Annotated in this window: 13 protein-coding genes; all 13 read left to right on the top strand. The window is 30.0% G+C overall.

Annotated features, from left to right (window positions below; genetic code table 11):
- The first annotated feature begins 78 nt into the window (after window positions 1–78).
- The 13 genes from typA to sigG all read left to right on the top strand — a co-directional run bounded on the left by typA (window position 79) and on the right by sigG (window position 15,677).
- Window positions 79–1,902 (top strand): translational GTPase TypA, encoded by a 1,824-nt coding sequence (gene typA, locus CLOPA_RS11385; protein ID WP_015615580.1) that lies wholly within the window; start codon window positions 79–81, stop codon window positions 1,900–1,902.
- Between the two features lie 22 nt (window positions 1,903–1,924).
- The gene (gene mltG, locus CLOPA_RS11390; protein ID WP_015615581.1) at window positions 1,925–2,953 is read left to right on the top strand and encodes an endolytic transglycosylase MltG; all 1,029 of its coding nucleotides are present in this window, start codon (window positions 1,925–1,927) and stop codon (window positions 2,951–2,953) included.
- Between the two features lie 15 nt (window positions 2,954–2,968).
- On the top strand, window positions 2,969–3,628 hold the full coding sequence (locus CLOPA_RS11395) for an O-methyltransferase (protein ID WP_015615582.1): 660 nt from the start codon (window positions 2,969–2,971) through the stop codon (window positions 3,626–3,628).
- The gene (locus CLOPA_RS11400) at window positions 3,621–4,850 is read left to right on the top strand and encodes a peptidase U32 family protein (protein ID WP_015615583.1); all 1,230 of its coding nucleotides are present in this window, start codon (window positions 3,621–3,623) and stop codon (window positions 4,848–4,850) included. The genes CLOPA_RS11395 and CLOPA_RS11400 overlap by 8 nt, the downstream gene beginning before the upstream one ends.
- A 243-nt stretch (window positions 4,851–5,093) precedes the next feature.
- A complete protein-coding gene (locus CLOPA_RS11405; RefSeq protein WP_242834298.1) occupies window positions 5,094–6,587 on the top strand; it encodes a penicillin-binding transpeptidase domain-containing protein in 1,494 nt (497 codons plus the stop codon).
- Between the two features lie 123 nt (window positions 6,588–6,710).
- Complete coding sequence (gene sigK / locus CLOPA_RS11410; RefSeq protein WP_015615585.1) at window positions 6,711–7,412, top strand: RNA polymerase sporulation sigma factor SigK; 702 nt, start codon at window positions 6,711–6,713, stop codon at window positions 7,410–7,412.
- 180 nt (window positions 7,413–7,592) lie between these two features.
- Window positions 7,593–8,648, top strand: a complete 1,056-nt coding sequence (locus CLOPA_RS11415; protein WP_015615586.1) for a type IV pilus twitching motility protein PilT — start codon at window positions 7,593–7,595, stop codon at window positions 8,646–8,648.
- Window positions 8,649–8,895: 247 nt separating this feature from the next.
- A complete protein-coding gene (locus CLOPA_RS11420) occupies window positions 8,896–10,152 on the top strand; it encodes a glycosyltransferase family 2 protein (protein WP_431602577.1) in 1,257 nt (418 codons plus the stop codon).
- 301 nt (window positions 10,153–10,453) lie between these two features.
- Window positions 10,454–11,713 carry a cell division protein FtsA gene (gene ftsA / locus CLOPA_RS11425; RefSeq protein WP_015615588.1) on the top strand — a complete coding sequence of 420 codons (1,260 nt, stop codon included), beginning with the start codon at window positions 10,454–10,456 and terminating at the stop codon, window positions 11,711–11,713.
- Window positions 11,714–11,728: 15 nt separating this feature from the next.
- Window positions 11,729–12,835 carry a cell division protein FtsZ gene (gene ftsZ, locus CLOPA_RS11430; RefSeq protein WP_015615589.1) on the top strand — a complete coding sequence of 369 codons (1,107 nt, stop codon included), beginning with the start codon at window positions 11,729–11,731 and terminating at the stop codon, window positions 12,833–12,835.
- Window positions 12,836–13,310: 475 nt separating this feature from the next.
- A complete protein-coding gene (gene spoIIGA, locus CLOPA_RS11435; RefSeq protein ID WP_015615590.1) occupies window positions 13,311–14,108 on the top strand; it encodes a sigma-E processing peptidase SpoIIGA in 798 nt (265 codons plus the stop codon).
- Window positions 14,109–14,125: 17 nt separating this feature from the next.
- Complete coding sequence (gene sigE / locus CLOPA_RS11440) at window positions 14,126–14,830, top strand: RNA polymerase sporulation sigma factor SigE (protein ID WP_015615591.1); 705 nt, start codon at window positions 14,126–14,128, stop codon at window positions 14,828–14,830.
- A gap of 73 nt (window positions 14,831–14,903) precedes the next feature.
- On the top strand, window positions 14,904–15,677 hold the full coding sequence (gene sigG / locus CLOPA_RS11445; protein WP_041710869.1) for an RNA polymerase sporulation sigma factor SigG: 774 nt from the start codon (window positions 14,904–14,906) through the stop codon (window positions 15,675–15,677).
- Window positions 15,678–15,796: the final 119 nt, after the last annotated feature.

Genomic DNA, 15,796 nt, shown 5'->3' on the forward strand with positions numbered 1-15,796 from the left:
ATAACCAACCAATATACTAGTCCGGTTTGTTTTGTTATTTATTTTGAAATACCTTAAATTAAGTTTGGAGGATAAAACATGGAATTATTTACTAGAAATGACATAAGAAACGTGGCTATAATAGCTCACGTTGACCATGGTAAGACAACACTTGTAGATTCACTTTTAAGACAAAGCCATGTATTTAGAAGTAATGAAAAAGTTCAGGAAAGAGTCATGGACTCTAATGATCTTGAAAAAGAAAGAGGAATAACAATACTTTCAAAGAATACATCTGTAATACACAAGGGTATTAAAATTAATATCGTAGACACACCAGGACATGCAGATTTTGGTGGAGAAGTTGAGCGTGTATTGAAAATGGTTGATAGTGTTCTTTTACTAGTGGATGCTTTTGAAGGACCAATGCCACAGACAAAATTTGTTTTGAAAAAGGCTTTAGAGCTTGGACTTAAGCCTATAGTTGTTGTAAATAAGATAGATAAACCTAATGCTAGGCCTACTGATGTTATTAATGAAGTCTTTGACTTGTTTGTAGAACTTGGTGCTAGTGATGAACAGCTTGAGTTCCCAATAATTTATGCTTCTGCAAGAGATGGAATAGCAAAATATGAAGTCGAAGATGAAAGTGATAATATGGAGCCATTATTCGACACAATAATTAAGCATGTAAAGGCTCCAATTGGATATTTAGAAGCACCTTTTCAAATGCTTGTAACTACTATCGATTCCAATGAATATGTTGGAAGAATTGCTATAGGAAAAGTAGAAAGAGGTCGTTTAAAGAAAAATCAGCAAGCTGCTGCTATTAGAAAAGATGGTTCTACACAAAATTTTAAAATATCTTCTCTCTATGTTTATGAAGGATTAAAAAGGGTAGAAACTGATGAAGTAATGATAGGAGATATAGCTGTTGTTTCCGGTATACAAGACGTAAATATTGGTGAAACTATAGCGGATGCAGCTACTCCAGAAGCACTTCCATTTGTAGATATAGATGAACCTACTTTGAGTATGTATTTTATGGTAAACAATTCACCTTTTGCAGGTAGAGAAGGCGACTTTGTTACTTCAAGACATATAAGAGATAGACTTAATAAGGAACTTGAAACTAATGTAAGTTTAAAAGTTGAAGAAACTGATTCAGCTGATTCATTTAAAGTTAGTGGAAGAGGAGAATTACATCTTTCAATTCTTATTGAAACAATGAGAAGAGAAGGTTATGAATTTCAGGTTTCAAAGCCAATGGTTATCTATAAAGAAAAAGATGGTAAAAAGCTTGAACCAATAGAAAATTTAACTATTGATGTACCAGAAGAATTCATGGGCGTAGTTATGGAAAAATTGGGACCAAGAAAAGCTGAACTTAAAAACATGACATCAGCTATAAATGGTTATACAAGATTGGAATTTAAGATACCATCAAGAGGTCTAATTGGTTTTAGAAATGAATTTATGACTGATACTAAGGGAAATGGTATAATGAATAGTGTACTTGATGACTATGAAGAGTACAGAGGAGAAATACCTGAGAGAAGTAGAGGCTCAATTGTAGTATTTGAACCAGGAACGGCTATAACTTATGGGTTATATAATGCACAAGAAAGAGGAAGACTTTTCATTGAACCAGGTACAGAAGTTTATGCTGGAATGATAGCTGGAGAATGTTCAAGAGCTGATGATATTGATGTTAATGTTTGCAAGAAAAAGCATCTTTCAAATACAAGATCATCTGGTGCTGACGATGCATTAAAATTAGTTCCTGTAGGGGAAATGAGTCTAGAAAAATGTCTTGAATTCATAGCTTCTGATGAATTAGTTGAGGTTACTCCTAAAAGTATAAGAATGAGAAAGAAAGAACTTGATTCAAACATTAGAAAAAGAACAAGTAGAAATAAATAGAAATATGTAGGATGGTAGCGGTATGAAAAACATATATAAAGGAAAAAATAAGCTGATTATTAATATTTCTATAGTTATTATAATATTACTTGTTTTATTCGCATATATAGCAAATTCATTAAATCATCCTTTTAGGGTTAATAGTAATAAGGAGTTTGAGGTAAAGAATGGAGATACGCTTTATGGTGTAATATCTAGACTTGATTCACAAGGACTTGTTAGAAATTCTAACCTTATAAAAGCCTATATAAAATATAAAAAAGCTCCCGGTAATATTAGACCGGGACTTTATACTCTTTATAACAACTTAAGTATAGATAAATTTATAAACAATATAAATAATGGAGTTTTCGATAAAAATACAGTATTTATAACTATACCAGAAGGTTATAATTTATCACAAATTGCAGAATTGCTGGATAAAAAAGGAGTTATAACTAAAGATAATTTTATAAAGGCAAGTAGTGATTATAAGCTTCCTGATTATATTAAGAATGATAATAATAGAAAATACAAATTAGAAGGATATCTTTTCCCAGATACTTATCAATTGAAAAAGAATATGCCTGGGAAAGAAATAATAGATTTGATGTTATCCCATTTTGATAAGCAATTTAGCGCCTTACTTAAAAGAGATAATATTTCTTTAGATAAAAGTAAGTATGACGCTGTAATTACTATGGCATCTATAGTTGAGGGAGAAGCTGAAAGTGATACAGAAAGAAATACAATAGCTTCAGTATTCTATAATAGATTAAATAAAAATATGAAACTTCAATCCTGCGCTACAGTAGAGTACGCATTGGGTTATCATAAAGATAAATTATATGATAAGGATTTAGAGATTAAATCTAATTATAATACATATTATGTGAATGGATTACCGGAAGGACCTATATGTAATCCTGGGCTAAAATCCATTGAAGCAGCTTTAAAACCAGGTAATACAAATTATATTTATTTTGTGTCAAATAATAATGGAACTCACTTCTTTACAGATGAGTATAAGAAATTTGAAGAAGTTAAAAAAATTACTCAAGGTTCCAATTAGTTTGGAGGAATTTTAATGAGTGGAATTACTTTTGACTATGTTGAACAATATATTAAAAGTCTTATTTGCGAGGAATCTGACATATTAAGAGAAATAGAAGAGTTCGCTCATAAGAATCTTGTACCTATAGTTCAAAGGGAGACTGCAAGGTTTTTAGAGGTCATATTAACCATAAAAAAGCCTGCAAAAATATTGGAATTAGGCACTGCTATTGGATATTCATCAATTTTAATGAGCATGTATGCCAATGAAAATTCAAAAATTACAACTATTGAACGAGACATCAATATGATAGAAGAGGCTAAAAAGAATATAGAAAAATACGGATTAACCAGTAAAATTGAAATAAAACAAGGGGATTGCTTAGAAGTTTTGAAGGGCTTAAAGGATAAATACGACTTAATATTTATGGATGCGGGAAAGGGACATTATAATCACTTCCTTCCAGAATGTTTAAGACTTCTAAATAAAGATGGCATTATTGTTGCAGATAATGTTTTATTTAGAGGAATGGTTGCCAATGATGAGCTTGTGAAAAGAAGAAAAATTACCATTGTAAAGAGGATGAGAAGTTATTTAGATATAGTTTCTAAAGATAAAGGACTTATAACTTCTGTAATTCCCATGGGAGATGGAATAGCAGTTACTACGAGGAGGAAAATAATAGATGAATAAACCAGAGATACTTGCACCAGCGGGAAATCTAGAAAAATTAAAAGCTGCTATAAATTTTGGAGCAGATGCAGTGTACCTTGGTGGAAGCAAACTTAATTTAAGGGCTTTTGCAGATAATTTTACTACAGCTGAACTTAAAGAAGGTATAGAATTTGCTCATAGTAGAAAGAAGAGAGTTTATGTAACTTTAAATGTATTCCCCCACAATGAAGATTTAGAAGGACTAGAAGACTATTTAAAGGAGTTATATGACCTGAAGGTAGATGCTATTATTGTATCCGATCCAGGTATTATTATGACTGCCAGAGAAGTGGTACCAAACTTAGAATTACATTTAAGTACACAGGCGAATAATGTGAATTGGAAATCTTCCATATTTTGGTATAGACAGGGAGTAAAGAGGATTGTTCTTGCAAGAGAACTGTCATTAGAAGAAATAAAAGAGATGAGAAAAAGGATTCCAGAGGATTGTGAAATTGAGGCTTTTGTCCATGGTTCCATGTGCATGTCTTATTCTGGTAGATGTCTTCTTTCAAATTACATGACAGGTAGAGACTCTAACAGGGGTCAGTGTGCCCAGCCCTGCAGATATAAATACTATTTAGTTGAAGAAAAAAGACCTGGTGAGTATTTTCCTATAAACGAAGATGATAAGGGTACTTATATAATGAATTCTAAGGATTTGTGTATGATAGAACATATACCGGAACTCATTAATTCAGGAATAAATTCCTTTAAAATCGAAGGTAGAATGAAAAGTGCATATTATGTAGCATCTGTGGTGAAAGCATATAGAGAGGCTGTTGATAAGTATTTTGAAGATCCATCGAAATATGAATTCAATAATAAATGGATGGATTATTTGATGAAGCCTAGCCACAGAATTTATTATACAGGCTTTTACTTTGGTGAAAGAAACAAAGAGTATCATAAATCTTCAGCATATATAAGAAATTTTGATATTATTGGAATTGTGATGGATTACAGCATGGAAACTAAAAGAGCTGTTATAGAACAGAGAAATAAAGCTTTTCAGGGAGATACTGTGGAAGTTTTAAAGCCAAAGGGAGACAATATTATTATAGAACTACAGGATCTAAAGGATAAAAATGATAAACCTATTGAATCTACACCAGTAGCTCAGATGATATATTCAATAAGAACAGATGTAGTTTTAGAAAAAGGTAATATGCTTATTAAAGGAAAAAATCAGGATATATAAATTCAAATTAAGTTATTTTTTAATGAGCATAATTTATTAGAGGATATATTTTTTAAAATTATCTATAGAGATTATTTTGTATAAAATACTTTGCTTTGGTCTAGAATTAAGACTAGGGTGAGGTGTTTTTTTGTGAATATAAAAAGTAAAAAATGTTTAATAGTTCTGATTATTTTTTTTAGTATGTTTATTTTTTTAATATATAAGCTCTATTCTATAGCCTGTATTAAGAATGCTGCTCTTATGACAAGCTTTAATGCTCAAAATACTTCTTTTGAAAGGACAACAGATTTAAATTATAATGTATTAGACACTAATGGTGAGCAGCTTTTAAAGTATCAGCAGGAATATTATGCAGTAATAAACCCATACATATTTCTTAAGAACAATAGCGATACAAATATGTATAATCTTAGAGCATTAACCTATACTTTAAGAAGTTATAACAAGGATTACGATTTATTTAATGCTAGTATTAAAACAGAAAATCAGAAATTGTATTGGAGAATTGATGAAGATACCTACAATAAGATTAAAAATATAAAAGATGTAAATGGATTTTATGCCTATATATACTATAAAGTTGACCGTAGTGAAGCGGCAGATATAAGCAATATAATAACTAATATTAAGGATAACAATAATAAGGATAAGGATAAAAACTCCTTAGAATATGAAATTGTAAATAGATTAAAAAATAATTCCTACACTGAAAAAGCTTTTGAGAGAGACGTGTATGGAAATCTTACAAATATTAGAGATATAAAAAGTAATTCTTCAGTAAATGTAAAATTAACTATTGATAAGAAGATGAATGATAAAGTAAATAATGTTCTAAATGAAGATGAATTTAAGAACTATAATCAAATTAGTGCAATAGTTATGGAAAGTGATACTGGTAAAATAAGGTCATTAACTCAAAAAAATCTAAATATGGGTAATGAAAATGCAGGAATAGAATATGGATATCTTTTTCCAGGATCAATATTTAAGACTATAGTAGAAGAAGCTGCACTTGAAAGTAATAGTATAACTACTACACAACACTTTCAGGATACTGGTAAATACAATCAAGAGGGAAGAACGGGAAGCTATACAGCCGATGAAGCATATATAGTATCTTCAAATGAAGCATTTATGAAAATAGGGAATCTTACTGGCTATGATAATATATATAAATATGCAAAAGCACAGGGAATCTTTGATAAAGTTTTGAGCTTAAATTATGAACAATACGGTATACCAAAATTAGATCCTAATTCTGTAGGAGATATAAGTCTTATGTCTATAGGGCAGAAATTTAGGATAACTCCTTTAGAGGCATTAAGTATCCCTAATACGGTTATTAATAATGGCGTATATGTTAAGCCCAGCATTATAGAAGATTATGTAGATGGCAATGGTAAAGTGGTTTATACTCCAGACGCTATAAGTAGAAATGTATTTAGTACCAATACTGCAAGTATAATGAAAGAAGAAATGAGACAGGTAGTGTCCGATAAAAAGGGTACAGCACAATTGGCTTATGTACCTAATAATGATATCGGCGGTAAAACTGGAACTTCCACTAGAATTGAAAAAGAAAAGCATGTTGATGGATGGTTTGTGGGATTCTTTAAGATAAAAGATAAATACTATTCAGCTGTAGTACAGGTACCAGACATAAAAACCAGTGAAGAGGCCGGAGATACAGCTGTGCCTGTATTTAAAAGGATAGTGGAAGAACTTAACAAATAGAGAAAGTTAATCCACTATGTGCCATAATATTTTTCTCTTTTAGAATTGTGTTTTTGTAGTACATGCACTTTTTTGGTTAATGAACATAATATATTAATAAGCATTATTGGGAGGGGCATCTATGTGTTTATAATATATTGTTTATTAAATATGTTTGGAAGTATAATTTTTTTGACAGCTTATATTGGAAATGGTGCTTCATTTCCAAAGCCGTTAACGGAAGGTGAAGAAAAATATTACTTAACCAAATTAAAAGAAGGAGATAAGTTTGCTAAAGGTATATTAGTAGAAAGAAATTTAAGATTAGTAGCTCACATTGTAAAAAAATATTCTTATTCAGGGAAAGATTCTGATGATTTAATATCTATAGGAACTGTAGGACTTATCAAAGCCATTGACTCTTATGATGATTCCAAAGGAACTAGACTTGCAACTTTTGCGGCTAGGTGTATAGAAAATGAAATATTAATGTTAATAAGGAATAATAAAAAAACAAAAGGTGAAGTATATCTTCAAGATCCAATTGGCGTTGATAAAGAGGGTAATGAAATATCATTAATGGATATTTTGAGCAGCGAAGAGGATTCTGTTATAGAAATTGTAGAAAATAGAATTCAAGTAAAAAAGCTTTATGAAGAAATAGACAACTGCTTAAAGGGAAGAGAACGATTAATTATTTTAATGAGATATGGATTAAAAGACGGAAGGGCGAAGACTCAAAGAGAAATAGCAAGTTTATTAGGTATTTCTAGATCTTATGTTTCTAGAATTGAAAAAAGAGCATTAAAAAAATTGAATCGTCAATTAAATGCCTTGGGCAGGTGAATTGTTAATTAAGGATTAAGAATTAGTAAATATGTAATCGGTGAATGCATTAATATATTTTAAGGCCTAAATGATTATTTCCCATGAAAATTCTAATATTAATCCTTAATTTTTTTTTACTAAATATTAATTTTAGTATATAATTAATATAGTATAAATTTAAGTAATGGAGGACTAAACTTGAAAAAACTGAATGAACTATTGAAATTAACATTAGATAATAAAGCATCAGATTTACATATAACTGTTGGAGTACCACCGGTTATAAGAGTAAATGGTGAACTAAATGCCATAGATGAAGACAAGCTTCTTCCTACTGATACAGAAAAGTATGTGAGAGAATTACTTCAATCTAAGTTTAATGAATACTGTGAAAAAGGAGAAATAGATTTGTCCTATTCTGTAGCTGGTATAGGGAGATTTAGAGTTAATGCGTATAAGCAGAGAGGTAGTGATGCTATTGCCATTAGAAATGTAGGTTTAAAAATACCAGAACTTAAAGAATTGAATTTCCCAAAAGTTATAAATGATGTGATTCAAGCACAAAGAGGTTTGATTTTAGTTACAGGGCCAACGGGAAGTGGCAAAAGTACTACTCTTGCTGCCATGATAAATGAAATTAATTTTACAAGAAAGTCACATATAATAACGCTAGAAGATCCAATAGAATACATGCATAAACATAATAAGTCAATTATAAATCAAAGAGAAATAGGTAGGGATAGCTATAGCTATGCATCTGCTTTAAAGGCTATTTTAAGAGAGGATCCTGATGTTATTTTGATTGGAGAGATGAGAGACTTAGAGACAATATCTATAGCTATTACAGCGGCTGAAACAGGTCATCTTGTGTTTTCTACTTTGCACACCATAGGTGCAGCTAAAACCATAGACAGAATAACAGATGTATTTCCACCTTTTCAGCAGCAGCAAATAAAAATTCAGCTTGCCGCAGTACTTAAGGGTATAATATCTCAACAGTTAATACCTAATGAAGACAATACAGGTAGAGTAGCAGCACTTGAAATAATGATTAATACTCCTGCAATACAAAATCTTATAAGAGAAGGAAAAACTCATCAATTACAATCACTTATACAAACTGGTAATAAATACGGTATGAAAACAATGGATATGTCTTTGACTGAATTATATAAAAGAGGTATTATATCACAGGAATCTGCTTTAACTTATAGTGTGGACAGAGAACTTATTTCAAAATTATTGATGTTTTAATATAAATATTATATAAATATTTATACTAAGAATTGTGCTAAAATAAGTTTTAAATTAAGAATTCAGTACTTGCATAAAAAAAATAATTTTAAATATAAGGTAAAGTGGATATAATATATATTAATGGTATTAGTCACGAGGTTGTTGTAATTTAAAATATTTTTAGTATTTTCTTATAGTAATTAAAATATTTTTGTGCTAAAATAACTTTGTTTAGGGGGGATACATAGTGAATGAACTTAAAAATATAATTCTTATTGGTTCACGCGCCTTAACAGGTTTTGTATTTATTTTTTCTGCATATTGTCTATTTATTTCTTTATTTGGTTTCTACAAAAAAAAGGATTCTAGTTCCATAAAACCCAAAAAGACTTTTGCTTTAATAGTGGCGGCACACAATGAAGAGGCTGTTATCAGCGATATAGTTGTTAGCTTGAGCAGGCTGGATTATCCTAAAGATATGTATGATACATTTGTAATCGCAGACAATTGTACCGATAATACAGCAAAAAAGGCTAGAAAAAGTGGCGCTTTAGTCTATGAAAGGTTTAATAAAGAAAAAAGAGGAAAAGGTTTTGCATTGGAGTGGATGTTTGGAAAAATATTTAAAATGGGAAAGAATTACGATGCGGTAGTGATTTTTGATGCAGACAATATAGCCTGTAAAAATTTTTTAAATGAAATGAATAAAAAACTTTGTGAAGGATATAAGGTAGTTCAGGGCTATTTAGATAGTAAAAATCCACAGGATACTTGGATTACTGGAAGTTATTCTATATCCTTTTGGGCAAATAATAGAATGTTTCAACATTCTAGAGATAACTTAGGCATATCTAGTCAATTAGGTGGTACAGGATGTTGTATTGATACAAAAATTCTTGAAAAGTTGGGCTGGGGAGCAACCTGTTTAACTGAAGATTTGGAATTCACCTGTAAACTGGTAAATAATGGATATAAGGTTGGATTTGCTTATGATGCAGTAGTTTATGATGAAAAACCGCTTACATTAATTCAATCCTGGAAGCAAAGAAAAAGATGGATGCAAGGTTATGCCGATGTATCAGGAAGATATTTTTTTAAACTACTTAAAAAGGGTATAGTAGAAAGAAATTTTACAGCTATTGATTGTGCAATTTATACTATACAACCTGTATTGTTTATTTTAATGGGTATATCAACGGTAATTGGAATAGCTAAATTGGGCATAGGTGCTTATGATTATCTGTTTAATGTTCAGACACTTGTAGATAATTCAAGTGGTAGTTTGTTTACTAAATTGACAGGATTAATGGCTTTGATAATGTATTTGTATACTCCTTTCTTACTATTGCTAGATAAAAAAATCAATTTGAAAATTTTACTTTATTATATTGTATTACCTATTTATGCTATAACCTGGTTACCTATATCTATTCAAGGAATTTTGAATAGAAATGATAAAGAATGGAGTCATACTTTACATACACGAAGTGTAGATATAAAGGAATTTGAGAAAGCAAATTAATTAAGAATAAGGGGCATAGGTAATACTTGCCTCTTTTTGTTTTCCCTGGTGTTTATACCTTGGAATATTTATATATTTACTTTTAAAACTCTTATAGAGAGAATTAAATTTTATCAATGTTTTTATGATTATTTATCAATTGAAGATAGAAGTATTATCTAATATTTATGAAGTTTAGAGATGAATATTTATATTTAAAAATTAAATGAAATCATAAAATAAATTTTAAAAAAAAGAGGAAAAATAAATTATGTGTTGAATATAGTTAAGGAAAGGGTTCTCTTATAGGGGGGGAAACTGTATGAATGATTATTTAGTAGGAATAGATATCGGGTCTTCAAAGATTTGTGCGGCAGTAGGCAGATTCAATAAAAATGGGGAACTTACAATACTTGGTGTTACATCTGTTGCTTGTCGTGGATTAAAAAAAGCTGTTGTAGTTGATATTGACAATTCAGCAGAATCTATAAGGGAATGTGTAAAAAAGCTTGAAAGAATGGTAGATATTGAAATAAAAGAAGCTTATATTTCACTTCCTGGAGGAATAAGTAAACTTGTACATAATACCGGAATAGTTGCCATATCTTCTGAAGATAGAGAAATAAGAAAGAGTGATGTTGATAGAGTTTTAGAGGCTGCTAAACTAATATCAGTTTCATCTGATAAGGAAATTATAGGTATTGAACCACAGCAATTTATTATTGATGGCTATGATAACATTAAAGATCCAGTTGGAATGAGTGGATTAAGATTAGAAGTAGAAGCAGAGGTACTTGTGGCACAAACCACTATAGTTAATAATCTTATTAAGAGCGTAAATAAAGCAGGAATTGAGGTTAATGGCATTTGTCTTCAACCAAAAGCAACTGCTAAAGTTGTATTAATGCAAGAAGAAAGAGAAATGGGAGTTGCGTTAGTAGATGTGGGCGCAGAGATAATAGATGTAACTATAATAAAAAATGATAATGTATGTTTTACATCAATAATACCATTAGGTGGTAATAGTATAACTAATGATATATCATTAGGTCTCAAGATACCATTGAGTGAAGCGGAAAAATTTAAGATTAAATATGCGAATTTATTAGATAATTCTATAGACTCAGAAAAAGGTGATTTCAATATTAAATCATCCTATAATGAAGAAATAACGGTAAATTATAATTTTTTAAGGGAAATTATAGAAGCTAGAGTGGAAGAATTAATAACACTTACTCGAAATGAAATAATTAAAAGTGGACATTTTGAGGAAATTACTGATGTTGTATTTGTTGGAGGTGGAATTTCATCTATTAAGGGAGTCATAGATTTATCAAAAACCATATTTAAAAAACCTGTTAGAATTGGATCGCCTAAATATGTAGGTGCTGCTAATCCTATATATGCTGCAGCAGTTGGTATTGTAAAAGATGCCTCAGATATTTTTAAGCAAGGTGAAATCTTAGGTAGTGATCATGAGGAAACAGAAAATGATAGTATTTGGAATCAAAGTAATAAAAAAAATTATGAAAATACAAGTGTCTTATCAAAAGTGAGAAATTTTCTTGCAGATTTTTTCTAATGAGGAGGTAATATTGTGCTTGATTTTGATGTTGATGTTCAACAATTTGCGCAGATAAAAGTTATAGGATGTGGTGGTGGAGGAAATAACGCCGTTAATAGAATGATTATAGAAGGACTTAAAAATGTAGAGTTTATTGCTATAAATACAGATAAACAAGCTTTAGCACTTTCCCAAGCTTCACAAAAAATACAAATAGGAGATAAGCTTACCAAAGGTCTTGGAGCAGGTGCAAATCCTGAAATAGGCCAAAAAGCTGCAGAAGAGAGTAAAGATGAAATATCAGAAGCCATTAAAGGAGCAGATATGGTATTTATAACAGCTGGTATGGGTGGCGGAACTGGAACTGGGGCGGCACCTGTGGTTGCAGAAGTAGCTAAATCTATGGGTATACTTACAGTGGGAGTTGTAACAAAACCTTTTCCTTTTGAAGGAAGAAAAAGAATGATTCATGCTGAAGGCGGTATAAAAAGTTTAAAGGAAAGAGTAGATACTTTAGTAACTATTCCTAATGAAAGACTTCTTTCAATTGTGGATAAAAAGACTACATTGGTTGAATCATTTAAATTTGCTGATGATGTTTTGAGACAAGGTGTTCAGGGTATATCAGACCTTATAACAATACCAGGACTAGTTAATCTTGACTTTGCTGATGTGAGAACTGTAATGCTAGACAAGGGACTTGCTCATATGGGAGTAGGATCTGGTACTGGCGATACAAGAGCTGCAGATGCAGCAAAGGAGGCTATATCAAGTCCTTTACTAGAAACTTCAATTGTTGGAGCAACTGGTGTGCTTCTCAATGTAACAGGAGGAGAAGATTTGGGACTGCTTGAAATAAATGAGGCTGCACAAATTGTTCAGGAAGCAGCAGATCCTGATGCAAATATAATTTTTGGTGCAGTTATTGATGAAAATTTAAAGGATGAATTGAGAATAACTGTAATTGCTACGGGATTTGAAAGTGATAGAACAGAGACTACTTTTATAAATAATATTAAAGAAGAAATTAAAAAACCAGAACAAGAAGTTGCAAGCACAGTGGATTATTCGTCAAATATTAAGCAGAATGATTTAGATGTTCCAGCATTTCTTAGAAGACAACATAAGGGAAAATTGTAGATTAAAACACTGTTTTATTTTAGAATGTGATTTCTAAGATAAAACAGTGTTTTTGTTATTGATAAGAGATTGTAACTATAAATTTTTAAATAGCTTATAGTTACAATCTCTTATTTTTTTGTTTAAATATTTTAAGGCATATTCAAAAAATAAATAGGCCAGTATGCTAGTATAATTTAAATTCTACTGCGTCAACAGAACCCTCTGATAGCCCACTATCATCAGAACCTGTTTCCTTGTTTAATTTAAATTATACGTCGCATCTTTGATCTATTATTTATTTTCATATGCCTAAATCAATTTTTATAGCATTTATTATATTTTTTTATAAAATTTTTGTATGAGAATGAACTTAATTGAAGTTATTTATTATAAACTGGCATATTTAAGAAATAAAAAATGCTGCTTAGAAGTTACAAAGTGACAAAATTTTATAGAATTAAGTTATATAATAAACTCTAAAAGGGGGATTAATATGGTTGTATTTTTAGATGTACTTATAATTGAAAATTTAATTGTTAATATGTTTTTATTGTACGTAACTTCTCAAACATTAAAAGTAAAGGTTAAACTAAGATATTTATTTATAGCTGGTTTTTTGGGAAGTCTATATGTTCTGACTATTATATATCCCGTTCCTAAATTTTTTATTTCTATATTTTTAAAGTTTCTTGTTGCCGCAGTGATGATATTAATAACTTTTAGAAAGAGCAATATACTATTTAATATTAAAGCAGCGGGTATATTTATTTTATATGCAATGATGACTGCAGGTTGTTGTATTTTTATAGAATTATACTTTAGTAAAGGTTTAACCTTTGATAATATGCCTACTTTTTCTTATAAATATATTCTATGTACACTAATGATTTTGTATATGGTACTGCATAGAATTGTTATATTTGTTAAAGATCGTAAGGAAATTTTTAATTTTATATATGATGTGGATATAGTATTTGGTGAAAAAAAGAAAAGAGTAAAAGCCTTTCTGGATACGGGAAATGAACTTAGAGAGCCAGTAACTAATCTTCCTGTTATGATTGTTGAAAAGGATATTTTATCTGACATAAATATAAAATCAAAAGAAGTATTTTACATACCATTTAAAGTTGTAGATGGCTCAGGTGGTTTTCTAAAAGGATTTAAACCAGTTGACGTAAATATTTGTAAAAATAACATTTTTGAAAAAACTGAATTAATTGTTGCTGTTTGCGATACTAAGCTCAGTGACTTAAATGATTATAATGCTTTATTATCAAGAGGAATTATTTAGTATTGGGGGAAATGGGTATGTGGTTAATAGTATTGTTTAATAGGATATTAGTAAAATTTAAAATTTTTGCGAAAAAAGTAATGTATATTGGAGGAAACGATGCTTTGCCACCACCTCTTACTAAGGATGAAGAAAATGATTTGGTAAATAAATTAGTAGATGGTGATGAAAGTGTACGATCTACTCTTATTGAAAGAAATTTAAGATTGGTGGTTTATATAGCTAGAAAATTTGAAAATACAGGTGTGGGCGTGGAGGATTTAATTTCTGTAGGAACAATTGGATTGATAAAAGCTGTAAATACTTTTAATCCAGATAAAAAAATTAAATTGGCAACTTATGCCTCAAGATGCATAGAAAATGAAATATTAATGTATTTAAGAAGGAATAGTAAAGTTAAAGCTGAAATATCATTCTATGAGCCACTTAATATTGATTGGGATGGAAATGAGTTATTACTATCAGATATATTGGGAACAGAAAATGATGCAGTATACAATCTGATTGAAGATGAAGTAGATAAACAACTTCTAATAATAGCAATGAAAAAATTAACGATGAGAGAAAAGGAAATAGTGGAATTGAGGTATGGTTTGAATGGTAAGGGAGAGAAGACACAAAAGGAGGTTGCAGATATGCTTGGAATTTCTCAATCCTATATTTCTAGACTTGAAAAGAGAATTATAAAGAGGCTAAAAAAAGAAATTAAAAAAATGTTGTAAGGTTGTCTTTAGTATAAAATCAGTTTTTCAAGGGAATAATTTAAATGCTATTATTCTAAAGGGGCTGATGAGATTGATGATCAATAAAGTAGAAATATGCGGCGTTAATACTTCGAAACTTCCAGTATTAAAAGAAAAAGAAATGAGAGAACTTTTGCTGCAGATGAAAAATGGCAATAGAACTTGTAGAGAGAAATTTATAAGAGGAAATTTAAGGTTAGTATTAAGTGTTATACAAAGATTTAATAATCGAGGGGAAAATGCAGATGATTTATTTCAAGTTGGATGTATTGGATTAATAAAATCTATAGATAACTTTGATTTAAGTCAGAATGTTAAGTTCTCTACATATGCAGTTCCTATGATAATAGGTGAAATAAGGAGATATTTAAGGGATAATAATTCTATAAGGGTTAGTAGATCTCTTAGAGATATTGCCTATAGAGCATTACAGGTAAGAGATAGGCTAATTGCTAAGAACAATAAAGAACCAACAGTTTCTCAGATTGCAAAAGAACTTAATGTTCCAAGAGAAGAGGTTATATTTGCCTTAGATGCTATTCAAGATCCTATATCTTTATTTGAACCTATATATCATGATGGAGGAGATGCCATATATGTGATGGATCAAATTAGTGATAGTAAAAATCTAGATGATAGCTGGCTTGAAAATATATCTATAAAGGAAGCTATGAAAAAATTAAATGATAGGGAAAAACTTATATTAAATATGAGATTTTTTGATGGAAGAACACAAATGGAGGTTGCAGATGAAATAGGAATATCTCAAGCTCAAGTTTCAAGACTTGAAAAAACAGCTTTAAGGCATATGAGAAAATATGTATAAAATATTTAAAAGTTAAGTGAAAGAGGATTAAGGAGATATAAGTATTAATATGAAAGATCGCTATGAAATAGAAATAATAGCGATCTTTTATTATTATTAAAAATCAGATAAATTACTGA

Source organism: Clostridium pasteurianum BC1, assembly GCF_000389635.1.
Classification (GTDB): domain Bacteria; phylum Bacillota; class Clostridia; order Clostridiales; family Clostridiaceae; genus Clostridium_I; species Clostridium_I pasteurianum_A.

Coding starts and splice junctions, on each gene's coding strand:
- CLOPA_RS11405 (WP_242834298.1), top strand. CDS start 5,094: ATGACAAGCTTTAATGCTCAAAATACTTCTTTTGAAAGGACAACAGAT.
- CLOPA_RS11395 (WP_015615582.1), top strand. CDS start 2,969: ATGAGTGGAATTACTTTTGACTATGTTGAACAATATATTAAAAGTCTT.
- typA (WP_015615580.1), top strand. CDS start 79: ATGGAATTATTTACTAGAAATGACATAAGAAACGTGGCTATAATAGCT.
- CLOPA_RS11400 (WP_015615583.1), top strand. CDS start 3,621: ATGAATAAACCAGAGATACTTGCACCAGCGGGAAATCTAGAAAAATTA.
- ftsA (WP_015615588.1), top strand. CDS start 10,454: ATGAATGATTATTTAGTAGGAATAGATATCGGGTCTTCAAAGATTTGT.
- sigE (WP_015615591.1), top strand. CDS start 14,126: ATGTGGTTAATAGTATTGTTTAATAGGATATTAGTAAAATTTAAAATT.
- mltG (WP_015615581.1), top strand. CDS start 1,925: ATGAAAAACATATATAAAGGAAAAAATAAGCTGATTATTAATATTTCT.
- spoIIGA (WP_015615590.1), top strand. CDS start 13,311: ATGGTTGTATTTTTAGATGTACTTATAATTGAAAATTTAATTGTTAAT.